This window comes from Streptomyces sp. NPDC020742, assembly GCF_040641675.1.
GTDB lineage: Bacteria > Actinomycetota > Actinomycetes > Streptomycetales > Streptomycetaceae > Streptomyces.
The window spans coordinates 242443-264474 of record NZ_JBFAEA010000010.1; the positions used below are offsets into that span (position 1 = coordinate 242443).

Sequence of the window (22032 nt, forward strand, 5' to 3'; positions counted from 1 at the left end):
TACGGCTCCCGCCTGTGTCTTCCCTGCTCTCTCCCCCCGGTCTCTCCCCTTGGTCTCCCCCATGGTCCCTCCCCCGGCCCCTGCCGTCTCCTCTCTTCCTCGCCACGTACGAACGGTCAGGTACGACCCATCAGCGCACATCACCGTCAGAGCCCGTCAGAGCCGGCCAGAGCCCGTCAGAGCCGGTCAGGCATAGAGTTCGCGGAGCCGTACGGACAGGCAGGTGACACAGCCCTCCAGCTTCTCGAACTCGCTGATGTCCACGACCACCGGCTGGTACCCGAGGTCGGTGAGGAGTGCGGCGCTCTGCGGGGCGCCTGCGGCCATCAGGAGCTTCCCGCCGCCGAGCAGCACGACATGGGCGCCGGCCTCCTCGGGGACGGGCAGGAAGCGGGGGAAGACGGCCGGGTCGTCGACCAGGGGCGGGTAGCCGATGACGGTGCCGTCCGGGAGGGCGGTCACGGCGGACTTCAGATGCAGCACCCGGGTCACCGGGACCGCGACCACGCGGGCGCCCAACGGCTCGAAGGCGGAGCGGAGTTGACGGATCCCCTCGGCGTTGGTGCGGCCGCCGCGGCCGACATAGACGGTGTCGCCGACCTTGAGGACGTCGCCGCCGTCCAACGTGCCGGGCGAGCGGATCTCGTTGACCGAGCAGCCCAGCGCCTCCACGGCCGCGCGGGCGGCGGTCATTTCGGGGCGGCGCTGGTCGGCGCCGGAGCGGGCGAGCAGTGCGACATTGCGGAACATGACCATGGTGTCCTCGACGAAGACCGCGTCGGGGCAGTCGTCGGCGGGGGCGACCTCGGTGATCCGCCAGCCGTGCTCGCGCAGCGTGCGGACGTACTGCTCCCACTGCCGCAGGGCGAGTTCGGGGTCGATCGGCCGCCGGTCGACATGGGTGACCAGCCCCTCGGCGAGGCGGGGGCCGGGGCGGCGGACGAGGGCCTGTGTGCCGGTCATACGGGATGGCTCCTTCCGGTCGGGGACCGGATCCTCTCAGGCCTCGGCGCCGTATGTCGCGCGCAGGGCGTCCTCGACGGCGGCGAGGGCGGCACGGTGGTCCAGGCCGAGCCGCCGGGCGCGGCGGGCGTAGCTCTCGGCGGCCGACGCGGCCTCCCGGTCCGCGGCCTCGCCGGCCGACGCGATGAAGCTGCCATTACGGCCACGGGTCTCGATCACCCCGTCGGTCTCCAGGGCGCGGTAGGCCTTGGCCACGGTGTTGGCGGCCAGGCCGAGTTCCTCGGCGAGCCCGCGGACGGTGGGGAGTTTGTAGCCGACCGGCAGCCCGCCGTCCCTGGCCCGGTCCGCGATCTGGGTGCGTACCTGCTCGAACGGCGCGATGCCGGAGGCCGGGTCGATGGTGAGGGTGAGGGTCGGGGCCTGCGGTGACACGGGGCGCTCCTGGGGGGGGTGGTGGCGGGGCGGGCGGGTGCGAGGCTCGGGCGTCCCGGGGATTCCCGGGATTCTGAGGCTTCTGAGGATTCCGGGGACTCCGGGGATTCCGGGGATTCCGGGGATTCCGGGCCGGGTGTGCTCGTACTCGTCGGTGCGCATGCTTTGTCGCATCCATTGTGCGCCAGGAGCGCGGGCCGCGCCGGGAGACGGTTGACCGGTGCGGCGGGGCCGGTGCGGCAGATTGGTGCGGCGGGGCCGGTGCGGCAGATTGGTGCGGCGGGGCCGAAGCCGGACCGGTGCGGCGGGTCCGTGCAGCGGGGACCGGTTTCGGCGGGCCCGACGCCGTGGCGGGTGCGCACCTCCAGGGGGTGCCCCTTTGGTCCGCAGCACGGCGGTGCCGGCAGCCCTCGCCACCGTACGTAGTGACGGGCCGACCGGGACCGACCGGGAGATCGCCCCGGACCGACCGGGCCCCTCCGAAGCCCGCCCGGAACGCGGCATGGCCCGCGTACACCGCACCGCACCGCACCGCAGCGCACCGCTGCGCACCGCACCGCAGGCGGACCGCACCGCACCGCTGCGCAGCACAGCGCAGGCGGACCGCACCACGGAGCAGCACAGGCGGTGAACCGCACCAGACGAAGCCCAGGCCCCCGCACCACAAAAGAGCGCAAACGCACCGCGCCTCCCCGGCCGGAAAAGGAGCGGCGCAACGAGGCGTCGGCGCGTACCGTCCGTCCCCATGACGCTCACCGTCCGCGACTTCCGCCCCGCCGACGCCAAGGCCGTCGCCGATCTGCGCCGGCTCAATCTGCCGTATCTGCTCGCCACCCCGCAGAGCATCGCCTGGGAGGTGTCCACCGCCGCGGCGGCCCAGCGTCTACGGCTGTTCGTCGCCGAACTCGACGGCCGGGTGGCCGGCTTCGTCCAGGCCCAGCTGCTGCATGACAGCAGCGTCCCGGGCCAGGCGTCGGCCACCCCGCACGTCCACCCCGAGTGGCGCGGCCGGGGCATCGGCCGGGCCCTGCTCTCCTCGGCCGAGGAACACCTCTCCGCGGCCGGCGCCACCCATGTCTTCGCCTGGGCCGCCGACGAGCCCACCGCGCACGCCTTCGCGGAGCGCCGGGGCTACCGCCGCACCCGCCCGGGCCGCTTCCTCCGCCTCGCCCTGGCCGCCGCCGCCCTGCCACCGCTGCCCGCCGGCCTGCCGCCCGGCGTCCGACTGTGCACCGGCGCGGAACTGGAGGCCGATCCCCGCCTGTTGTACGCGGCGGACGCCGAGGCCACCGCCGATGAGCCGGGCGATGTCCCAGCCGACGCCATGACCTACGAGGACTGGCTGCTGCGCACCTGGGAGCATCCCCTGGTCGACCTGGACCTCACCACGGCGGTGCTGGTCGACGGGGAGGTGGCCGCCTTCAGCGTGGCCGCAACCGACGGCCTGGGCCGCTACTCCTCGGCCATGACCGGCACCCGCCGTGCCTTCCGCGGCCGGGGCTTGGCCCGGCTCGCCAAGACCGCCTCGTTGCACCGCGCCCGCGACGCCGGCTGCACCGAGGCGTTCACCGGCAACGACGCCGCCAACGGCCCGATGCTGGCGGTCAACCAGTCCCTGGGCTACCGGCCGTGCGCCGAGGAGTGGCGGTACGTGCGGGAGGTGGCGCCGGGCCGCTGAGCGACGGCCGTCCGGCCGGCGGAAGTCAGGGGGCGTCCAGGGCCGTCGCGCGTCCCGGGGTGGACGGGGCGTGGGCGATGCCGTCGCCGGGCCGGTGCCAGTGCAGCAGGAAGCGGTGCCCGGCCCGCAGGCCGTCCAGCCCGGCCCGGCAGTACGCCACCATGTCGTCCGGCAGGTCGTCCATCCGGTGCCACACCAGCTCGGAGCACTTGTCCGGCTCGTGGTTGACCGGCTCGCCGCCCGCCCCGAACTCCGCCTCGAAGAACCAGCCGATCCGGGGCCGCGCCGGGGGCGGCGCGCAGTGCTGCATCACGAGCCCGACCCGCAGGTCCTCCGGGGCCAGCCGGAGCCCGAGCTCCTCCGCCGCCTCGCGGATCATGGCCTCCCGGACGTCCTCGCCGTCCTCGACGTGTCCGGAGGGGGCGTGCAGCAGGCCGTCGGCGTAGCCCGTACCGGCCCGGCGGGCGAGCAGCACCTCCTCGCCGCGCCGCAGCACCAGGTGCACATCGACCACTTCGGTGTGCCGGCGCGGCAGATCGGCGATCACCGCATAGCGCTCGTCGGTGACCTCCTTCCCCCACAGCACCGGGTCCCCGGAGAGGTCCTCCAGCAGCGTGTGCTCCGCCAACGGCCGTACCAGGGAAACCAGTTCGCTCCCTCGGATGCCGGCCGGCCAGGCCTCGCCCCACCGCCCCTCGACCAGCACCAGCCGCCCGCCGGGCACCAGCAGGCTCGCCCAGTGCCGCAGTGCGGCCGTCGGATCCGGGAGCGCCCAGAGCACATGACGGACCATCACCACGTCGAACCGCCGCTCCCCCACCGGCGGCGCGGCGGCGTCACCGACCAGGAACGTGGCGTCCCGCCCGGCCAGCTTGGCTCGCGCCCGCTCGACCATGCCCACGGCCCGGTCGACGCCCACGACCCGGTGCCCCTGCTCCACGGCGAGCGCCGCCAGACTCCCCGTGCCACAGCCGAGATCGAGCACCTCGGCGGAGCCAGCCGGCAGCCAGGCCCGCAGCCGCGCGTCCCAGGCGGCGCGCACCGCAGGATCACGCAACCCGTGATCCGGCTCCTCGTCGAAGCTCTCGGCGGCCGCCTCCCAGTAGGCGGCGTCGGAGGGAAGGGCGGACGGTGTGGCCGACTCGGCGGCTGCGTTGGTGGTCATGCCGTCGATGCTGCCAGCACCCACTGACAACGCGGCCGGACACCAAGCGACGCCCGGGCTCCTCACCGCCAGCGATAGGGATCCGCACCACCCAGCAGAACTGTGTCCGGGACGTGTGCCCCATACGTGCCATGGACGCGGGGAGAGCACATGCCCCGGATACCCGCCCCCTCCCAACTCCTCCTCGGGACAACCCCGATGCCCGATCGGAGCAACCCCGATGCCCGCTTCCTCCCCGCCTGCCTGTGCCCCCGCTTAGCGGCTCCTTAAGTCCGCCATAAAGATCCCCGGGATCGGGCTTCGGGGGCCGAAAGCGCTGTTCAGCGGGGCTAGCGTGCTGATCGCAAGGCGGCGCTGCGGGTCGTCGGCGTCGTTCTCCGGGGGGCGGCGCGGGCGGCCGTACGACCGCCCCCCCCCCCCACACCCGCCACCTGGCACCCCGCTCGACGTAATCGATGAAGGAGACCCCCACCATGACCGTTCGTCGCAAGGCCACCTCGATCGCCCTGGTCGGCCTCGCCCCGCTCGCGCTGACCGCGCTCAGCGCGAGCCCGGCCGCTGCACACGGTTCGATGTCGGACCCGGTCAGCCGGATCCTGGCCTGCTACACGGAGGGCCCGGAGAGCCCGAAGTCCGCGGCGTGCAAGGCGGCCGTGGCGGCCGGCGGGGCGCAGGCGTTCTACGACTGGAACGGGGTGCGGGACGGCAACGCCGGCGGTCAGTCGAGGACGAAGATCCCGGACGGGAAGCTGTGCAGCGCCAACAACCCCGAGTTCAAGGGGCTGGACCTGGCGCGTGCCGACTGGCCCGCCTCCGCGATGAAGGCCGGCGCCCACACGTTCCGCTACAAGGGCACCGCCCCGCACCGGGGCTCCTTCGAGCTGTACATCACCAAGCCCGGCTACAACCCGTCCAAGCCGCTGAAGTGGTCGGACCTGGAGTCCAAGCCGTTCGTGAAGGTCAACGACCCCAAGCTGGTCAACGGGGAGTACATCTTCAGCGGCAAGGTGCCGGCGCGGTCCGGGCGGCACCTGATCTACAGCGTCTGGCAGCGGTCGGACAGCCCGGAGGCCTTCTACACCTGCTCCGACGTGGTGTTCGGCAAGGGCGCCGCCGCGACCGGACAGCAGGCGCCGGCCGCCAAGGCGCCGACCCAGGCCCAGCTCTCGGCGAACGCCGACAAGTCGACGGTCGGCATGGGCCATGACCACGGCGGCGGCATGGGTGACATGGGCAGCCACGGCGGTGCGGGCGGCCAGGGTGGTACGGGCGGCCACGGCGACAGCGCCCGGACGCTGTCGAGCAAGGCCGACGAGCCCGCCCTGGGCGGCGGTTCGGCCCACGGCAGCACCGTGCCCGACAACGCACCCGACAGCGCGCCCGGCAACGCACCGCACACCGACGGATCCGCCGCGCCGGTCGACGGCAAGCACCTGGCGGAGACCGGTGGCAGCTCCTCCACCACCCCGCTGGCCATCAGCGGCGCGGCCGTCCTGGCGCTGGGCGCCGGCGTGATGTTCGCCGCCACCCGCCGCAAGACCGCCCGCCACCGCGGCTGATCGCGCCCCAGCACCTGGACACCCGGGCACACCGGGCACCCCGGGCACCCCGGACACCCCACGGTCCGGGCAGACGATGCCGCCCCCTTCTGCACCTGGGGGCGGCGTCGCCGCGTTCACGGGCCGTTCGGCGGCAGCGGCTCGATGATGTCGTTGGCGACGTGCTGGTAGATGACCGAGCTGCGGCAGTCGACGACTTCGCGACGCTTGAAGACCTGGTCCATGAGGAGGGCGTGCAGCCGGTCGACGTCCGGGACGGCGACATGGACCAGGAAGTCGTCGCCGCCCGCGACGACATAGACGTTGAGCACCTCCGGCAGCGAGGTCAAAAACGCCTTGAACCGCTCGATGACCTCCCGGTTCATGGGGCGGATGCGGATCGTGAGCAGCGCCTGCACCGGGCGGTTGAGGGTGCGCAGGTCCACCGTGGCCCGGTAGCCGGTGATCACTCCGCGGGTGCGGAGCGCCCGGACCCGCTCCAGGCAGGTGGAGGGCGCGATGTTGAGCGTGCGGGCGAGTTCGCGGTTGGTCTGCCGTGCATCGCGCTGCAGTTCGCGGACAATCGCCGAATCAATGTCGTCCATGGGCCCCATCGTGGCCCCTCTGCCGAATTTCCTTCGGCATGAGCTTGTATTGATCATGTGAACGGTTACCTTCAGCCACTGTGACCGTGCAACAGACTTCTCTCCCCGCTGCTGAGCGGGCGGATGTACGGCGGCTGAGCATCGGCAGCGGCACCGCGCTGTGCGCCGGTGCGGTGCTCGGCCCCGGTGTCCTGACCCTGCCGTCCCTGGCCGCCGCGGCGGCCGGCCCCGCCTCGCTGCTGGCCTGGGCGGCGCTGCTGGCCATGTGCGTACCGGTGGCGGCGTCCTTCGCGGCGCTGGGCGCGCGGTTCCCCGACGGCGGGGGCGTGGCCACCTACGTCCACCGGGCGATCGGGCCACGGGCCGCGGCCGTGGTGGGGTGGTGGTTCTACGGGGCGGTGCCGATCGGGGTGGTCTCGGCGGCGCTGATCGGCGGCAGGTACGTAGCGGGCGCGGCCGGCTGGGGCACCGGTGGCGCCAACGCGGTCGCCGGTGCGGTGCTGGCCGCTTCGCTGGTCTCGAACGCGGTGGGGCTGCGGATGTCCGGCCGGGCCCAACTGCTGCTCGGCGGGCTGCTGGCGGCGGTGCTGTTGTGCACCGTGCTGGCCGCCGCCCCTCAGGTGTCCGCGGCGCACTTCACCCCGTTCCTGCCCGGCGGCTGGACGTCGGTGGGGTCGGCGGCCGTGGTGCTGTTCTTCGCCTTCGCCGGCTGGGAGGCGGCCAGCCACCTCTCGGGTGAATTCGCCGATCCGGCGCGGGATCTGCCGCGGGTGACCCGCCGCACGCTGGCCGTCATCTCCGTGCTCTATCTGGGGCTCGCGGTGGTCACGATCGGTGTGCTGGGCCCGGCGGCGGCCCACACGGACACCCCGCTGACCGAGCTGCTGGCCCGTAGCGCGGGCCCGGCCGCCCGCCCGGTGGCGGCCGCGGCGGCGCTCTTCCTCACCTTCGGCGCGGTCAACTCGTACCTGGCCGGGGCCTCCCGGCTCGGTGCGGCGCTCGGCCGGGACGGGGCGGCACCCCGCTGGCTGGCCAAGGGGGGCGCGCCGGGCGAGGTGCCGCGGCGCTCGCTCGCGGTGCTGGGCGCTGCGGCCGTCCTGCTGGGGGTGGTGGCCGGTGCCGGCGGCGCCGATCTGGACCTGCTGATGCGGGCCACCGCCACCTGTCTGGCGGCGGTGACCCTCGCCGGCCTGGCCGCCGCGCTGGTGCTGCTGCCGCGCCGTACTCCCCTGTGGTACGGCGGGTGCGCGAGCTCACTGCTGACGGCGGGGGTGCTGGCCTTCTCCGGTCGGCTGCTGGTCGTCCCGGCGCTGCTCGCGGCGGCCGCCGTCGGCTTCCTGACGCTGCGTCGGGTGTCGCGCTGAGACCGTCCGGCGCCCCGGGGGTCACCGGATGAGGCCGCGCAGCAGCCGGACGTAGCGGCTCCAGCGGGCGGGGCGGGTGACGGTCCCGGTACAGGCGCGTTCGGCGCGGTCCAGGCTGTCCTCCAGGACCGCGTCGTGCAGGTGGCGGTAGACCAGCGGCCAGGTCAGCCGGGCCGGCCCGCGGGGACGCATGGCCAGGGTGTGGCGCAGCAGGGTGCGGTCCGCGCCGAGAGGGTGGACGGTGTACTCATGGAAGCCGTCGAAGCCGCGCGGCCCCCGGAAAGCGAAGCGCACCCACCGCCCCGGGACGTACGCCGCCACGGTGTAGCGGACCGGGCCGTGGCCGCCGGCCGCCCCGGGCGCCAGGGGCCCATCGAGCCGCATTGGGGGCCAGTCGGGGTGCGGCCAGAGCCGGTCGCCGGCGCCGGAGAGCCCGTCGATCAGCCGGCCGACCTCGGCGCCGGGCACCGGCAGCACCCGCTCGTGCACGTGGTGAACACCCACTGCTCCGTCCTTTCCGTCGAGCGAGCCGCACGCCCGGGAGGCGCCGTAGCGGTTATAGAGACACCTCCCTAATATACTGGAGAGTACCCTCTAGAATATGGCCAGACCACCACGCTTCGCCCTGTCACAGCTGCTCGACGCCGCCGTACGGCTGGCCGCCGCGTCCGGGCCCTCGGGCGTAACCATGTCCGCGGTCGCGGCCTCGGTCGGCGCGCCCAGCGGCTCGCTCTACCACCGCTTCGCCGGCCGTACGGCGCTCCTCGCCGAGGTGTGGCTGCGTACGGTCGAGCACTTCCAGGAGGGCTACTTCGCGGCTCTGGAGTCCGAGGACGACCCGCGCGCCGGGGCCCGGGCGGCCGCCCGGCACATCGTGGCGTGGAGCCGCAGCAACCCGCAGGAGGCGGCGCTGCTGCTGTACGGGGCCCATGAATTCGGCCGGGACGACTGGTCGGAGCAGCACCTGCTCCGCGCCGACGAGGGGAACATGGCGGTCCGGGCCGCCGTGGCGGCGCTCGCCGGCGCCCTCGGCGTGCACGGCAGGCTCGCCCTGGAGCGGGTCTCGCTCGCCGTCATCGACCTCCCGCTGTCGCTGGTCCGCCGCCACCTGCGCGCCGGCGAACCGCTGCCACCGCACGCCGAGGAACTGGCGGCGCAGTGCACCGACGCGCTGCTGGCGGACATCTGACCCCGGACGCCTGACCGCCGACGTCTGACGGCGGACGCCCGACGGCGGAGGGCGGGGCGCCGGCACGGACGCCGGAGAACGCCGAGCCCGGCCCGGCCGCCACCGCACCGGCGGCCGGGCCGGCTTCCGGTCAGGAGGTGCAGGTGGTCGGGGTGGCGTGGGCCGGGTCGAGGGCGTTGGCCGTCTCGTGGAAGGCCACCCGGTCGACGAGCCCGATGGCCAGGTGCTCGGAGAGGTCGATGGCGCACAGGTCCTGGAGCACGACGTTGTGCACGTCGGGGCCGTCGAGGAACGCACTGCGGTACGGGGTGACCACCTCGTCGTACTTGCTCGCGATCACGGTGTAGTGCACGCCGGGGACGGTGTCGCTGCCCTCGTTGAGGCGGTTGAGGAGGTCGGAGCCGACGATCTGGTCAGCCAGGCCCGGAGTCAGCTCGCCGATCTTGTCCTTGGCGCCGGGGAAGTGGTCGATCAGCCGGGTCAGGCCGTTGAGGTCGGTGCCATGGTTGTCGGGGGCCAGTCCGACCAGCGTGTTCACCTTGTCGGCGCCGCCGTGGAACTTCAGGTAGACCCGCGGCATCATGCCGCCCTGCGAGTGGCCGACCAGGTCGGTCTTGGCAGCGCCGGTGGCGGCCAGCACCTTGTCGACGAACGCGGCGAGCTGCTGTGCGGAGGCGTCGATCGGGCCCAGACCGTGGAAGAAGGGGACGCCGGGCAGCTGGCCGTAGTCCAGGGAGAAGACGCAGTAGCCGCGGGCCACCAAGTAGGGCGCGAGGCCGAGCCAGTTGTCGACGGAGTTGCCGAGGGTGCCGTGCACCAGGACCACCGGCCGCGGGTGGGCGGCCGACGGCCGGCAGGAGTAGTTGTTCCAGCCGCTGCTGGCGGTGGGGGCGGCGGCAGCGGAGGGGGCGGCGGTGACGCCCAGGGCGAGGGCGAGGGCGGGGAGGACGGTGAGCGCTCGTGACCAGCGCAGCTTCATACGGTGCTCCTTGCGGGGTGAGGGGAGTGCCGAAGTGCTCGGTGAGCCGTTCACCCGCGATCCGGATCGCAAGGGCCAACGCAGTTGACTGGCAAGTAAGTTACGGCTGGGTAAGCAGGGCGGGCCAGCGGTGTGACGGTGAAGGAAACGACACACGGCCTTCACCGTACGTCCCGGTGCTGCAACTCCCCTTTCATGCCTGCGTCGTGTCCCGCTACCTCACTCCTGCGCCGGGGCGGCACGCTCGTCGGACCGGTCGCCTCCCGTGGTGCACGTCCCCGACCAGGGCGGCGATCGGGGAAGAGGCCACGGGAAACGGCACCGACGGCGGATCTGACGGGTATCGACGCGCCGCCCTCACGGGCCCGGATCGTCAAGGGCGTGCAGGCCCCGGACGCCTCGCTGGAGGCGCTGGAGGAGCACTACGGCGCGGGGTACGCCGAGCGGCTCTACGGCTGAGCCGGCCGGCTCCTGGGACGCAGGGTCGCCGCGGGGTGCACCGCCCCGGCGCCGAAGCGGGCCCGGGCGCGGTCGACTGCCGCCTCGATGCGGTGCGCCTTCTCGTCGGCCGGGTCGAAGGTCAGCTGCCGGGCGGCGCGTTCGGCGCGGCAGAGGTCCTCGGCCCGCAGCGCCACCGAGCGCACCCGGGCCCGCTGCAACCCGAGCGCGGCGTGCAGGGCGTAGGCCGCCTCGGTCAGTGCGGGGCCGTGGGCGGTCGGTCCGTCCAGCCGCCGGGTGCGGGTGGTGGTGGAGCGGTCGGCGTAGCGGACGGTCAGGGTGAGCGCACGGGCCACCTGCCCGGCGGCGCGCATCCGGACCCCGAGGCCGTCGGCGAGCGAGAGCAGCGCCCGGCGCCGTCGGACCGGGTCCAACTCGTCGTGGGCGAAGCGGTGTTCCGCGGCCATCGAACGGCTGGCGGCGTTGGGCACGACCGGTGTCGGGTCGATCCCCCGGGCCCGCTCGTGGACGCTCCGGCCGGTCTTCGCGCCGAGGATCCGCTGGAGGGTCGCGGGCGGTGCGGCGGCGATCCGGCCGATGCTGTCGAGGCCGTAGGCGGACAGGGCGCGGGCGGTCGCCGGACCGATGCCGTGCAGCGCCGAGGCCGGCCGGCGGTCGAGGAAGGCGCCGACCGCCGCGGCGTCGTCGGGGACGACCTGGATCTCCCCCGGCGCCGCCGCCTGGGCGGCCATCCGGGCGAGCAGCGGGTTGCCGGCGACGCCGATCGTGCACCGTACGCCGTGCCAGGCCAGGGCGCGCAGCCGGATCAGCTCGGCGATGCCCTCCGCATCGCGGTCGAAGTAGCGCAGCGCACCACGGACGTCGGCCAGTGCGGCGTCCGGCGGCAGCGCCTCGGTCACCGGTGTGAACCGGGCGAGCAGGCGCAGCAGTTGCTCGAACCGGTCGGCGCTCAGGGGAGTGCCGTCGGCAGCGGTGAAGCGGATGTGGAGCAGGCCGGGCGGCCGGTGGCCGCCGGAGGGCGCCGGCGGTACGGCGGGCGGGCGCGGGTCGGGGGTCATCCCGCGCTCCCCGGGCTGGAGTGCCACAGCTTGCGGCCGGTGGCCGCGCGTTCACCCGGAGGCTGGAGGTCGGCCCAGGGGTGCAGTGCGTAGCCGGTCTCCAGCCGGATGGTGCGGCCCGGGGCACCGGCCGGCGCGGACTCCCGGTCCGCGCCGGCCCCGGTGTCCGGCCCCGGCGCGGCATCCGCGGTGGCCCCGGCGGTCTCCGGCCCGGCGGCTTCGGGCCCCTCGGCGAGCTTGGCGGTGACCGCCTCCAGCCCGCCCTCGCGGCGGAGTTCGACCAGCTCGGCGAGGTTCCAGGCGGCCGAGCCGACCACGCTGAGGCTGCGCGGGCCGCGCCGCTGGACCGTACCGCGCACCAGCAGCAGCCAGGAGTGGAAGACGGTGTGCGCGCAGGCCGCAAGGGTGCCTCCTGAGCCCCCAGAGCCCGGGGGATCGTCGAAGAAGGCGCAGTCGACCAGGCCCGTACTGTCGTCGAGGGTGGTGAAGATGACCCGGCGGCCGGAGCGAATCGGCGGCGTCTGGGTGGCCGCCTTGGCCCCGGCGACCAGCACCGTCTCACCGTGCCGGGCGTCGCGCAGCCGCCGGGCCGGCACCGCACCCAGCTCCGCGAGGAACTCCCGGTGGTCGGCCATCAGATGGCGGGAGGCGTCCATGCCCAGGACGCCCAGTTCGGCGCTGAGCCGCTCGGCGTCGCCGAGGTCGGGCAGTCCCACCGGCGGGACCTGCTCGGCCTCCCCCGAGTGCGCGGCTCCGCTCGAACAGGCAGGGACCCCCATCTCCCGGTCCGTGTGCAGCGTCAGCTGACCACCGGACGCCCGCCGCCCGTGGCGGTGCAGTTCGGCGACGTACAGCAGCAGGTCCCGCCGGTTGGCGCCGAAGGCGTCCAACGCGCCCACCCGGGCCAGGCGTTCGGCGACCGGGCGGCTCGGCCGGGCCCGCTGCCACAGGTCCGCCAGGGAGTGGTAGGGCTGCCCGGCCTCGATCCGCCGCGCCTCGTCCTCGCTCATGCCGTGCACGTCGGAGAACGCCAGCCGCAGCCCCCAGACCTCACGGGAACCCTCATTACCGGACACCAGTTCGATCCGGTGGGTGACCGCCGAGCGGTTCACGTCCAACGGGAGCACCGGCACCCCCCGCCGCCGGGCGTCGGCCAGCAGCAGCCGCTTGGGGTACATCCCCGGGTCGTGGGTGAGCAGCCCGGCGTAGAAGGCCGCGGGGTGGTGCGCCTTGAGCCAGGCGGACTGGTAGGTGGGCACCGCGAAGGCCACCGCGTGCGCCTTGCAGAAGCCGTACGAGCCGAAGGCCTCGACGATCTCCCAGGTGCGCGCGATCACCTCGGCCGGATAGCCGCGCCGCTCGGCGCACCGGGCGAACCAGGCGCGCACCCGGCCCTGCTGCTCCGGGTCGGACAGCGCGCGCCGCTGCTCGTCCGCCTCGTCCCGCGCGCAGCCGGTCATGATCCGCAGTACCTCGATGACCTGCTCGTGGAAGACCACCACCCCGTAGGTCTCGCGCAGCGGTTCCGCCAGGTCGGGGTGCGGGTACCGGACGGGTCTGCGGCCGTGCCGGGCCTCGATGAAGGGCCGCACCATATCGGCGGCGACCGGGCCGGGACGGAACAGCGAGATGTCCACGACCAGGTCGTGGAAGGTGGCCGGCTGGAGCCGGCCGACCAGGTCGCGCTGGCCGGGCGATTCGATCTGGAAGCAGCCCAGCGTCTCGGTCGAGCGGATCAGGTTGTAGGTGGCCGGGTCGCCGGGCGGCACCTGCGCGGGGTCGTCGAGGTCGATCCGGCGGCCGGTGGCCCGGCCGATCTCGGCGACCGCGTGCGCCATCGCGGACTGCATCCGTACGCCCAGCACATCGAGCTTGAGCAGCCCCATCTCCTCCACGTCGTCCTTGTCGAACTGGGACATGGCGAGGGGGGCGCTCCCCCCTCCCTTGAGGTGGGGGACCTCGCCGCTGGTGGGCACGACGGGGGTGCGGTCCAGCAGGGTGGCGTCCGAGAGCAGCACCCCGCACGGGTGCATGGCGATCCCGCGCGGCAGCGCGTCCAGCGCCTCGACCAGCTGCCACAGCCGGTCGCCGCCGGCCGCACGGATCCCGCGCAGCTCCGGCAGCTCGGCCAGCGCCGCCCGGGCGTCGCCGGCCCGGATGTGCGGGAAGGCCTTGGCGAGCCGGTCCACCCGCGCCGGGTCCATGCCCAGGGCGGCGCCCACGTCCCGTACGGCGTGCCGGACGCGGTAGGTCTCGGGCATCGAGACGGCGGCGACCCGCTCGGTGCCGAAGCGGTCGAAGATCGCGCGGTAGGCCTCCAGGCGACGGGCGGATTCGACGTCGATGTCGATGTCCGGCAGCGCCGCCCGCCGTTCGGACAGGAAGCGCTCCATCAGCAGCCCGTGCTCGACCGGATCCGCGTGCGCGATGCCCAGGAGGTGGTTGACCAGCGATCCGGCACCCGACCCGCGGGCGGCCACCCGGATCCCCATCTCCCGTATGTCGTCCACTACTTGAGCGACCGTCAGGAAGTAGGAGGGGTAGCCGAGCCGCTCGATGGTACGCAGCTCGTCGTGTAGCCGCGCCCAGCGCCCGCGGTCGCGGTCGTAGCCGCGCAGCACCATGCCGGCGGCACAGCGCGAGCGCAGCACCCGGGCGGCGGTGCGGCGTTCCGCACCGACCAGCCGCGGCTCGGGGAAGTGGATCCGGCCGAGCCCGATGTCGTCCTGCGGGTCGACCAGGCACGCACCGGCGGTCTCCTCGGTCATGGCGAGCAGCCGGTGCGCCAGGCCGCGGCGGAAACCGGCCGCCTCGGCGACCCGCTCGGCGGTGCGGCTCATCGCGGCGCCGTCCTTGAGCCAGCGCTCACCGCTGTCCCAGGACTCGGGGCGGTGCGGGTCCACCGGCACCAGGCGGCGGGCGGAGTCCAGGACGTCGGCGACCGGGCCCTGGCCGGGGTCGGCGTAGCGGACCGCGTTGGTCAGCACGGCGCGGACGCCCTGGTCGACGGCGAAGCCGAGGGTACGGGCGGCCAGCCGCGTGGAGCCGGGTCCGCTGCCGGGCCGGCCGTGGTCGACGACCTCCAGGCGCAGTGCCCGGCCGTACAGCTCCCGCCAGGGAACGATCAGCCGGGCGGCGCGGTCCGGGCGGCCGGCGGCCAGGGCCCGGCCGACCTCGGAGTCCGGGCCGAGCAGGACGGTCAGCCCGTCGCTGACGGCCTCCAGGGCGGTCCAGGGGAGGACGGGCTGCTCGCCCCCGCCGGCGTGGGCGGCCGAGACCAGCCGGCACAGGGCGGCCCAGCCGGCCGCTCCGTCGCGAGCCAGGAAGACGGCGCGGGCGGCGGACTCGTCGCGGAAGGCGCCGCCGCGCACCGGGGTGCGCCGCCGCACGGTGACCGGGCCGGCCTCGGGTCCCGACGCGCGCTCCGCCACGGCGAGTTCGCTGCCGAACAGCGGGCGGATACCCGCCGCTGCGGCGGCCTTGGCGAAGCGGACGGCCCCGGAGAGCCCGTCCCGGTCGGTCAGCGCCAGGGCGTCCATCCCGCGTTCGGCGGCACGCTCGGCGAGCCGCTCGGGATGGGAGGCGCCGTAGCGCAGGGAGAACCCCGACGCGGTGTGCAGATGTGTGAACCCGGACATCCGCACCTCCTACACCTCACCCGCCCCTGGCCAACCCTGTGCCCCTCGTTCCTCCCCTCCACCATAACCCGCCCATCGAACATTCGTACGAACGCCATGCCGGGAAGCCGGGACCGCTCACCGTCCGACCTCCGCCGATCAGCTCCGCCCGATCAGCCCCGCCCGGTCTGCGCCCGCACGCCGGCGCCCGCAGGATATGGGGACGAACACGGCGCATCCGCCCAGTACCGGCAGCCGCGAACGGCGAGGAGCGAGGCATGGCCCCGACGGACGACGGGAGGCGCACCACCTTCCTCGGGGAGGTGCGAAGCGCGGTGACGCCGCACGCCTTTCTGCTGGTCCTCGGCGTGCTGGGCCTGATGGTCGGCTTCATCGCGTCGTACGCCGGCGCCTTCCACCACCCGAAGCCGACCGATGTGCCGCTCGGCGTGGTCGCTCCCCCGCCCGCGGGAGCACGGGTGGTGCGCTCACTGGACCGGCTGCCCGGCTCCCCGCTGGCCCCGCGCACGGTCACCTCCGAGCGCGCCGCCCGGCAGCAGCTCGCCGACCGGACAATCGACGGCGCACTGCTGGTCGCCCCCCGGGGCACCACCGACCGGCTGCTGGTCGCCAGCGGCGGCGGGGCGTCCCTCTCCCAGGCGGTCGAAACGGTCGTCCGGGCGGCCGAGGAGGCACGGCACCGCACCGTCCGCACGGTGGACGTGATCCCCGCCGACCCGGGCGACACCCGGAGCCTGTCGTCCTTCTACCTGGTCGTCGGCTGGTGCGTGGGCGGCTACCTGTGCGCCGCGATCCTGGCGATCAGCGCCGGGGCGCGCCCCTCCAACGGGCACCGCGCGGTGATCCGGCTGGCCGCACTCGCGCTGTACGCGCTCGTCGCCGGACTGGCCGGCGCGCTGGTCGTCGGCCCGGTCCTGGGCGCGCTGCCCGGCGCCTTCCTCGGACTGTGGGGGCTGGGCGCGCTGGTGGTCTTCGCGGTGGGCGCCACGACCCTGGCCTGCCAGGCCCTGCTGGGCATCCTCGGCATCGGCCTGGCCATCCTGCTGATCGTCATCCTCGGCAACCCCAGCGCGGGCGGCGCCTACCCCTACCCCCTACTGCCGCCCTTCTGGCGGGCGATCGGCCCCGCCCTGCCGCCCGGCGCCGGCACCTGGACGGCGCGCTCGCTCGCCTACTTCCGCGGCTACGCGGTCACCGGACCCCTGCTGGTGCTCTCCGCCTGGGCGGTGGGCGGCACCGTCGTCGCCCTGGTCCGCTCGGTGTTCCGCACCGAACCGCCGCCCCCCGTACAGACCCCGCCTCCCAAGGAGCAACGCCATGACCCTCCGCACCGAGAAGCTCTCCCACCCCGCGGTGCGCGCCCTGGTCACCGCCCTCAACGCCGGTGACGAGCAAGCGTTCTTCGCCGCGCTCACGCCCGACGCCACGATGTCCGACGACGGCTCCGACCGGGACCTGCGGCAGTGGACCGACCAGGAGATCTTCGGCTCGCGCGGGCACCTGGCCGTCCGCTCGGAGTCCGACGACGGGCTGTCGCTGGTGGCGGACTACCGCAACGACACCTGGGGCGAGATGCGCACCCGCTGGCAGTTCACGGTGACGGACGGCAAGGTGAGCCGGTTCGAGACCGGGCAGGCCTGAGCCTGACGGGGACGGGCCGCCGAACGACCCACCCCGTCCGCCCGTCCCCGTCCACCCGTCCCCGTCCGCCTGTCCCGACCACGTGGCCCCGTCCGCCCGGCCGGTCCGCCGCGTGCCTCACATATGCGTCCCGCCATCGATCCGGATCTCCGTGCCGGTGATGAACGCCCCGTCCCGCGAGGCGAGCATCGCCACCACGCCGGCGACCGTCTCCGGGGCGGCGAAGCCCTCCCCGAGGGCCGGTACGAGCTTGCCGAAGAGGGACATGTCCGCGTCCTCGGGCAGCCCCGGCCCCCGACCGCTGGTCATCCCGCTGGCGATGGAGCCCGGTGCCACGCACACCGCGCGCAGCCCCTGCTTGGCGTACTCGCTCGCGATGGCGTGCGTCATGGACTGGATGCCGCCCTTGCTCGCCGCGTACGCCGCCATGTACGGGTGCGCGAACGCGGCAGAGGTGGAGCTGAAGTTGACCACCACCGGCTCCTCGCCCTCCAGGAGGGCCGGCAGCGCCTCCCGGATCATCAGGAAGGTGCCGGTCAGGTTGATCGCGATGATCTCGTTGAAGAACGCCAGCGTGGTCTCGTGGGTGTGTGCGGAACGCAGCACTCCAGCCGCGTTGACCAGCACGTCCAGGCCCCCGAGGGCGGACACCGCGGCGGCGGTGCCGGTCCGGACCGCCGCCTCGTCGGCGATGTCGAGCACCGCGGTGTGCAACCGCCCGGCGACGCCGTCCGCGGCGGCGCGGTCGGCGGTGCCCCGCAGACCGGCCGGGTCGACGTCCACCGCGACCACCCGGCCACCCTCGGCGAGGATCCGGAGGACGGTGGCCCGTCCGATGCCCGAGCCGGCCCCGGTGATCAGGACCCGGCGGTGGTCGAAGCGGTTCATGGTGCTGTCCCCTCCGGTGGGCGGCCGACGGGCCGCGGTGCTGGTGCTGGTGCTGGTGCTGGTGCTGGTGCACGCTACGCCCAGATGGCACAACGTGCCAAGCTTGCACTATGCGCCGACGAGGCGGTTGCGCTGCGTAGGCTGGGCCCATGCCCGCCGAGCCCCGCCCCGCCCCGCTCCCCCGCCCCTCGCTGACCGAGCGGCGCAAGGCCGCCACCCAGCTGGAGATCGCGCGCACCGCGGCGGCGCTGTTCGCCGAGCGCGGCGCCGGGGTCACCGCCGACGAGATCGCCCGCACCTCGGGGGTCGCCCTGCGGACCTTCTACCGCTACTTCCGCACCAAGGAGGACGCGGTGGCACCGCTGCTCGCCGTCGGGGTGCGGCAGTGGCTCGACGCCCTGGCCACACCGCCGGACGGGGCGGCCCCCGTACGCGTGACACTGGAGCGGGCCGCCCGGCAGGCCCTGACGCCGGCCGACGAGCCGGCCGCGGAGGCGCTGCGCTGGACCCGCGGACTGCTACGGGCCATGCCGGGCGACCCCGCGCTGCGGGCGGTCTGGCACCGGGTCCACCACGACTCCGAGGAGGCGCTGGTACCGGTGCTGGCGCGGCTGACCGACGCGGACCCATTGGCGGTACGACTGGGCGCGGCCGCCGCGAACACCGCGATGCGGGTCGCCGTGGAGGAGTGGGCGACGGGGGACGCCCCGGCGGACGGGCCGCGGGGGCCCGGCGCACTGGCGGCCCGGGGCGTGCGCACCTTGACGGCCGGACTGCCCGAACTGGACGGCGGGGCGGCCGGGGAGGGCCCGCGGGGGCGCTGAGCGCGGAGCCGTGGGGCCCGAGGGCGGGCCCGCGCGGGCGTCAAGGGCGGGCCCACGGCGAGGGTGTAAGGCGGCCGGACCGGGGGAGGCTCTTACCCCTACGGGCACTCACGGCAGGACGGAGGGCGCCTCCGGCCCCCCTCTTCGGCCAATCGCCGGAGATCCAAACCCTCCCGAACGACCGGTCGGCGGCCGGATCCCTCCGTTCCGCGCCCGACCGGCGCTTGCCACCCGCATACGGAAGTCGGCATCCCCGCTGGCCGGACACCCCCGGCGACCCGGTTCACACCCTGTCCATGACGCGTTCGCGCCATTACCCTCAGCTTTCATTCAACGACTCAAAGCGATCGGCCGATGCACGCTCGGGATGCTTTCGGGGTGCGGTTGGGCCAGACTCCCGTCCGGTATCTGCACCTTCGAGCAAGGGAGTGTTCGTCATGCGGTACACCACTGGGGCGATCGCGCTCGGCGCGGCGCTGGTTCTGGGCACGCTCGCCACCACCGCGCAGGCCGCCGCCACCCCGGCGCCCGCACGGTCCGGCGGGCTCTACGCCCCGACGGAACTGGTGCTGACGGTCGGCCAGGGCGAAAGCCGCGCGACCGCCACGGTGCAACGCGCAGTGACCCTCAGCTGTATGCCGAAGGCGGCCGGCAGCCACCCGAACGCCATGGCCGCCTGCGGGCAACTCCGCGCGGTCGCCGGTGACTTCGCCGCGGTAACCAACAGCCCGTCGCAGCGGGTGTGCACCAAGGAGTGGGCCCCCGTCGTGGTCACCGCGGACGGGGTCTGGCAGGGCAAGCGGGTCTCGTACTCCTACACCTTCGCCAACGCGTGCCAGATGAACGCCGGTGGCGGTTCGGTCTTCGTGTTCTGAGCGGACCGGGCCCCTGGACACCGGACGGCGATGCCCAGGGACCACCACCGCACCCGGGTGCGGAGAGTGCCCCGCCCCCCGGACCGTGAGCAGGCCCAGGAGCCGGCGCCGCACCGGGTGCACCCCGCGGATCAGCCGATCTGCGCGCCGTAGGCCTTCAAGGCCTCCGGGACCGGCTGGAAGAAGGTCTCACCACCGGCGGAGCAGTCGCCACTGCCGCCGGAGGTGAGACCGATCGCGGACTCGCCGTCGAAGAGCGCACCGCCGCTGTCGCCGGGCTCGGCGCAGACGTCGGTCTGGATCAGCCCCTCGACCGTACCCTCCTGGTAGTTGACGCTGGCGTTCAGCGCCTTGACGGTGCCGTCGTGCACCTGGGTGGTGCTGCCGCTGCGCTGCACCTTCTCACCGACGGTCGCGTCCGCGGCCTTGGTGATCTTCTGGGTGCTGCCGTTGTAGAGGTCGACCTCGCTGGGGTGCTCGCCGCCGCCCGTGTACTTGGCGAGCGAGTAGTCGTCGCCCGGGAACTTGGAGTCCTCGGTGGTCGCGATCTCCGAGCCGCCCTGCTTGTCGGACCAGCTCTTGACGGCGTTGCCGCAGTGGCCGGCCGTCAGGAAGTACGGCTGGCCGTCCTTGACGACGTTGAAGCCGAGCGAGCAGCGAGCGCTGCTCCCCCAGATCGCGTCGCCGCCGCCGATGAAGGGGGTGAACGTGCCCTTGCTGTGGCGCAGCTCGACCCGGTCACCGAGGCTCTTGGTGACCTTGGCCAGACGGTCCAGCGCGGCACCCTTGACCGTGCGGTCCGCGGTCACCACGACCTTGTTGCCGACCGGGTCGATGCCCCAGGAGGTGCCGGGGATGGTGGCCTTGGACTTCAGGGTCTGCCGGGCGGAGTCGAGCTGGGCCAGTGTGTGCGTGACGAAGCGGGCCTCGGCGCCCTTCGCGCGTACGGCCTTGGCCGCCGTCTCACTGACGACGTTGACCACCAGCTTCTTGGCCTGGGAGTCGTAGTAGGCACCGGCCGTGCCGGTCTTGAACTGGGACGCCAGTGTGGTCGCCGCGGCGGAGGTGAGCTTGGCCACCGTGGGGGTGGCCGGGGCCGCATGGGCGCTGGCGAGGGTGAGGGTGGCGGTGGCGGCGAGGGCAAGTGCTCCCGCACCTGCCACGACGATGCGCCGACTGGGTATGCGTCTGTGATTCAACTCAGAGCCTCCCGTGGGGGGAAGGACCCGTGGACTGTGGGGAGTGGCACGGGCCCGGAGAGTGACGTGGGGACACGGACGGAACCCGTCCCCGCGGAGCTGCGCCCCGGGGGTCGCGTCCATGCCGACGTGCGGGCCCGAGTATTCCCATCCGCCTCACTCGTGCACAAGACCGAGTTCCGGTCTGGCATACGGGAGTTCACGCTTTCCTCACATCGCCGTCACACCGATTTCCGCCCACCGCGGTCCTGAGTGCGGACCTCAGCGGGCATCGGGCGCGGCGGCGCGGGGCGCGAAGTGTGAGGGCCGGATCTGACCGGAAAGCGCCCCCTCTCCTCCAGGGAGAGGGGGCGCTTCGAAGTGCCCTACGGGCGCGGGTGCCGGCTCACGGCAACTCTTCCGCCTCGGGGAGCTCCTCCAGTTCCGGGGCCAGCGCACGACCGGCGTCGACGCCCCCCTCGACCGGGGTGAGCGGCTCGGTCCGGCCGCCGGACCCCGTCAGCCCCTCCAGCCCCTCCGGCTCCTCCGGCTCCCGCGGAACCGGTGCGGCGGACGGCTGCCGCAGGCGTTCCGTGGCGGTCTCCGCCGCCGCCTGCTCGGCCCGTTCCGGGCCCTGCGCCGGCTGCCCGGAGCGCTCCAGGAACCGCAGCAGCTCGACGGGGAAGGGCAGGACCAGGGTGGAGTTCTTCTCGGCAGCCACCGCCACCACGGTCTGCAGCAGCCGCAGTTGCAGCGCCGCAGGCTGGTCGGACATCGCCGCGGCGGCCTCGGCGAGCTTCTTCGACGCCTGCAGCTCGGCATCGGCGTTGATCACCCGGGCCCGCCGGTCACGGGTCGCCTCGGCCTGCCGGGCCATCGAGCGCTTCATCGTCTCCGGCAGCGAGACGTCCTTGATCTCCACCCGGTCGACGGTCACGCCCCAGCCGATGGCCGGGCTGTCCATCATCAGCTCCAGGCCCTGGTTGAGCTTCTCCCTGTTGGACAGCAGGTCGTCCAGTTCGCTCTTGCCGATGATCGACCGCAGCGAGGTCTGTGCCATCTGCGAGACCGCGAAGCGGTAGTCCTCGACCCGGATGACCGCATCGGCGGCGTCCACGACCTTGAAGTAGACGACCGCGTCCACCCGGACCGTGACGTTGTCACGAGTGATCCCTTCCTGGGCGGGCACCGGCATCGTGACGATCTGCATATTGACCCTGCGCATCCGGTCGACGATCGGAATGATCATGGTCAGACCCGGCTCCCGCACCGCGGAGCTCAGCCGCCCCAGGCGGAGCACCACCCCACGCTCGTACTGTTTGACCACCCGCGCGGCTGCCAGGAAGTACACCGCACCGGCGCACCCCAGCGCCACCCCTGCAGACACCAGTTCTTCGACCATCACGGCCCCCAGCTCTGTGCCGCATACCGCCCTATTTTGACTGCTTTTCCATGGTATGCCCGGCCCGGAGAAGGGGTCGCCGCGCCGACGGCAACACCCGCTCGTACTTCAACCTCCGCGCCTGACCGGCCGTTCTCCCTCACCCCAGCTCCGTGC

21 protein-coding genes are annotated in these 22032 nt (G+C 73.9%); 10 read left to right on the forward strand and 11 right to left on the reverse strand.

Annotated elements, in window-relative coordinates:
• Positions 1-186 precede the first annotated feature (186 nt).
• Together ddaH and AB0G84_RS19890 are read right to left on the reverse strand one after the other, a co-directional pair.
• Complete coding sequence (gene ddaH / locus AB0G84_RS19885) at positions 187-963, reverse strand: dimethylargininase (protein WP_361321984.1); 777 nt, start codon at positions 961-963, stop codon at positions 187-189.
• A 36-nt stretch (positions 964-999) separates the two neighbouring features.
• On the reverse strand, positions 1000-1395 hold the full coding sequence (locus tag AB0G84_RS19890) for a GntR family transcriptional regulator (RefSeq protein WP_361321987.1): 396 nt from the start codon (positions 1393-1395) through the stop codon (positions 1000-1002).
• Positions 1396-1774: 379 nt separating this feature from the next.
• Here AB0G84_RS19890 and AB0G84_RS19895 point away from each other — a divergent pair, with 379 nt between their 5' ends.
• Both AB0G84_RS19895 and AB0G84_RS19900 read left to right on the forward strand, forming a co-directional pair.
• Positions 1775-2026 carry a hypothetical protein gene (locus AB0G84_RS19895; RefSeq protein ID WP_361321990.1) on the forward strand — a complete coding sequence of 84 codons (252 nt, stop codon included), beginning with the start codon at positions 1775-1777 and terminating at the stop codon, positions 2024-2026.
• A 114-nt stretch (positions 2027-2140) separates the two neighbouring features.
• The gene (locus AB0G84_RS19900; protein ID WP_361321992.1) at positions 2141-3073 is read left to right on the forward strand and encodes a GNAT family N-acetyltransferase; all 933 of its coding nucleotides are present in this window, start codon (positions 2141-2143) and stop codon (positions 3071-3073) included.
• A gap of 25 nt (positions 3074-3098) precedes the next feature.
• Here AB0G84_RS19900 and AB0G84_RS19905 read toward each other — a convergent pair whose 3' ends face one another.
• Positions 3099-4238 (reverse strand): methyltransferase domain-containing protein, encoded by a 1140-nt coding sequence (locus AB0G84_RS19905; RefSeq protein ID WP_361321994.1) that lies wholly within the window; start codon positions 4236-4238, stop codon positions 3099-3101.
• Positions 4239-4711: 473 nt separating this feature from the next.
• Between AB0G84_RS19905 and AB0G84_RS19910 the strand changes: the two genes are divergently transcribed.
• Positions 4712-5797 carry a lytic polysaccharide monooxygenase gene (locus AB0G84_RS19910; RefSeq protein WP_361321997.1) on the forward strand — a complete coding sequence of 362 codons (1086 nt, stop codon included), beginning with the start codon at positions 4712-4714 and terminating at the stop codon, positions 5795-5797.
• 116 nt (positions 5798-5913) lie between these two features.
• Here AB0G84_RS19910 and AB0G84_RS19915 read toward each other — a convergent pair whose 3' ends face one another.
• Positions 5914-6381, reverse strand: a complete 468-nt coding sequence (locus tag AB0G84_RS19915; RefSeq protein ID WP_361321999.1) for an Lrp/AsnC family transcriptional regulator — start codon at positions 6379-6381, stop codon at positions 5914-5916.
• Between the two features lie 86 nt (positions 6382-6467).
• On the opposite strand from AB0G84_RS19915, the gene AB0G84_RS19920 reads away from it, so the two are divergent.
• Positions 6468-7745 carry an APC family permease gene (locus tag AB0G84_RS19920; protein ID WP_361322002.1) on the forward strand — a complete coding sequence of 426 codons (1278 nt, stop codon included), beginning with the start codon at positions 6468-6470 and terminating at the stop codon, positions 7743-7745.
• 21 nt (positions 7746-7766) lie between these two features.
• Here the strand turns inward: AB0G84_RS19920 and AB0G84_RS19925 are convergent, their stop codons facing one another.
• The gene (locus AB0G84_RS19925; protein ID WP_361322004.1) at positions 7767-8249 is read right to left on the reverse strand and encodes an SRPBCC family protein; all 483 of its coding nucleotides are present in this window, start codon (positions 8247-8249) and stop codon (positions 7767-7769) included.
• Between the two features lie 97 nt (positions 8250-8346).
• On the opposite strand from AB0G84_RS19925, the gene AB0G84_RS19930 reads away from it, so the two are divergent.
• Entirely contained in the window at positions 8347-8934 is a 588-nt protein-coding gene (locus AB0G84_RS19930) for a helix-turn-helix domain-containing protein (protein WP_361322007.1), read from the forward strand.
• A gap of 130 nt (positions 8935-9064) precedes the next feature.
• On the opposite strand, the gene AB0G84_RS19935 is transcribed toward AB0G84_RS19930, so the two are convergent.
• On the reverse strand, positions 9065-9913 hold the full coding sequence (locus AB0G84_RS19935) for an alpha/beta fold hydrolase (RefSeq protein ID WP_361322010.1): 849 nt from the start codon (positions 9911-9913) through the stop codon (positions 9065-9067).
• 195 nt (positions 9914-10108) lie between these two features.
• Here AB0G84_RS19935 and AB0G84_RS19940 point away from each other — a divergent pair, with 195 nt between their 5' ends.
• On the forward strand, positions 10109-10372 hold the full coding sequence (locus tag AB0G84_RS19940; protein WP_361322013.1) for a hypothetical protein: 264 nt from the start codon (positions 10109-10111) through the stop codon (positions 10370-10372).
• Here the strand turns inward: AB0G84_RS19940 and AB0G84_RS19945 are convergent.
• A complete protein-coding gene (locus AB0G84_RS19945; RefSeq protein WP_361322016.1) occupies positions 10363-11430 on the reverse strand; it encodes a helix-hairpin-helix domain-containing protein in 1068 nt (355 codons plus the stop codon). The two genes, AB0G84_RS19940 and AB0G84_RS19945, sit on opposite strands and share 10 nt — an antisense overlap.
• A complete protein-coding gene (dnaE, locus tag AB0G84_RS19950; RefSeq protein ID WP_361322019.1) occupies positions 11427-15068 on the reverse strand; it encodes a DNA polymerase III subunit alpha in 3642 nt (1213 codons plus the stop codon). The genes AB0G84_RS19945 and dnaE overlap by 4 nt, the downstream gene beginning before the upstream one ends.
• 257 nt (positions 15069-15325) lie before the next feature.
• Here dnaE and AB0G84_RS19955 point away from each other — a divergent pair, with 257 nt between their 5' ends.
• The gene (locus tag AB0G84_RS19955) at positions 15326-16456 is read left to right on the forward strand and encodes a DUF3533 domain-containing protein (RefSeq protein ID WP_361322021.1); all 1131 of its coding nucleotides are present in this window, start codon (positions 15326-15328) and stop codon (positions 16454-16456) included.
• The gene (locus tag AB0G84_RS19960; RefSeq protein ID WP_361322023.1) at positions 16386-16709 is read left to right on the forward strand and encodes a nuclear transport factor 2 family protein; all 324 of its coding nucleotides are present in this window, start codon (positions 16386-16388) and stop codon (positions 16707-16709) included. The genes AB0G84_RS19955 and AB0G84_RS19960 overlap by 71 nt, the downstream gene beginning before the upstream one ends.
• 117 nt (positions 16710-16826) lie before the next feature.
• Here AB0G84_RS19960 and AB0G84_RS19965 read toward each other — a convergent pair whose 3' ends face one another.
• Entirely contained in the window at positions 16827-17597 is a 771-nt protein-coding gene (locus AB0G84_RS19965; RefSeq protein WP_361322025.1) for an SDR family NAD(P)-dependent oxidoreductase, read from the reverse strand.
• Positions 17598-17746: 149 nt separating this feature from the next.
• Here AB0G84_RS19965 and AB0G84_RS19970 point away from each other — a divergent pair, with 149 nt between their 5' ends.
• On the forward strand, positions 17747-18421 hold the full coding sequence (locus AB0G84_RS19970; protein ID WP_361322027.1) for a TetR family transcriptional regulator: 675 nt from the start codon (positions 17747-17749) through the stop codon (positions 18419-18421).
• A gap of 437 nt (positions 18422-18858) precedes the next feature.
• A complete protein-coding gene (locus AB0G84_RS19975) occupies positions 18859-19296 on the forward strand; it encodes a subtilase-type protease inhibitor (RefSeq protein ID WP_361322029.1) in 438 nt (145 codons plus the stop codon).
• 131 nt (positions 19297-19427) lie between these two features.
• Here AB0G84_RS19975 and AB0G84_RS19980 read toward each other — a convergent pair whose 3' ends face one another.
• Positions 19428-20495, reverse strand: coding sequence for a S1 family peptidase (locus AB0G84_RS19980; protein WP_361322032.1), 1068 nt, complete (start codon positions 20493-20495; stop codon positions 19428-19430).
• Positions 20496-20880: 385 nt separating this feature from the next.
• Positions 20881-21876, reverse strand: coding sequence for a slipin family protein (locus AB0G84_RS19985; protein ID WP_361322035.1), 996 nt, complete (start codon positions 21874-21876; stop codon positions 20881-20883).
• Positions 21877-22032 lie beyond the last annotated feature (156 nt).

Excerpts from the sequence above, each read along its gene's own strand:
- AB0G84_RS19945 (WP_361322016.1), bottom strand. The coding sequence starts at position 11,430 with ATGACCCCCGACCCGCGCCCGCCCGCCGTACCGCCGGCGCCCTCCGGC.
- AB0G84_RS19910 (WP_361321997.1), top strand. The coding sequence starts at position 4,712 with ATGACCGTTCGTCGCAAGGCCACCTCGATCGCCCTGGTCGGCCTCGCC.
- AB0G84_RS19905 (WP_361321994.1), bottom strand. The coding sequence starts at position 4,238 with ATGACCACCAACGCAGCCGCCGAGTCGGCCACACCGTCCGCCCTTCCC.
- AB0G84_RS19930 (WP_361322007.1), top strand. The coding sequence starts at position 8,347 with ATGGCCAGACCACCACGCTTCGCCCTGTCACAGCTGCTCGACGCCGCC.
- AB0G84_RS19985 (WP_361322035.1), bottom strand. The coding sequence starts at position 21,876 with ATGGTCGAAGAACTGGTGTCTGCAGGGGTGGCGCTGGGGTGCGCCGGT.
- AB0G84_RS19900 (WP_361321992.1), top strand. The coding sequence starts at position 2,141 with ATGACGCTCACCGTCCGCGACTTCCGCCCCGCCGACGCCAAGGCCGTC.
- dnaE (WP_361322019.1), bottom strand. The coding sequence starts at position 15,068 with ATGTCCGGGTTCACACATCTGCACACCGCGTCGGGGTTCTCCCTGCGC.
- AB0G84_RS19970 (WP_361322027.1), top strand. The coding sequence starts at position 17,747 with ATGCCCGCCGAGCCCCGCCCCGCCCCGCTCCCCCGCCCCTCGCTGACC.
- AB0G84_RS19935 (WP_361322010.1), bottom strand. The coding sequence starts at position 9,913 with ATGAAGCTGCGCTGGTCACGAGCGCTCACCGTCCTCCCCGCCCTCGCC.
- AB0G84_RS19975 (WP_361322029.1), top strand. The coding sequence starts at position 18,859 with ATGCGGTACACCACTGGGGCGATCGCGCTCGGCGCGGCGCTGGTTCTG.
- AB0G84_RS19915 (WP_361321999.1), bottom strand. The coding sequence starts at position 6,381 with ATGGACGACATTGATTCGGCGATTGTCCGCGAACTGCAGCGCGATGCA.
- AB0G84_RS19955 (WP_361322021.1), top strand. The coding sequence starts at position 15,326 with ATGGCCCCGACGGACGACGGGAGGCGCACCACCTTCCTCGGGGAGGTG.
- AB0G84_RS19965 (WP_361322025.1), bottom strand. The coding sequence starts at position 17,597 with ATGAACCGCTTCGACCACCGCCGGGTCCTGATCACCGGGGCCGGCTCG.
- AB0G84_RS19940 (WP_361322013.1), top strand. The coding sequence starts at position 10,109 with ATGCCTGCGTCGTGTCCCGCTACCTCACTCCTGCGCCGGGGCGGCACG.
- AB0G84_RS19960 (WP_361322023.1), top strand. The coding sequence starts at position 16,386 with ATGACCCTCCGCACCGAGAAGCTCTCCCACCCCGCGGTGCGCGCCCTG.
- ddaH (WP_361321984.1), bottom strand. The coding sequence starts at position 963 with ATGACCGGCACACAGGCCCTCGTCCGCCGCCCCGGCCCCCGCCTCGCC.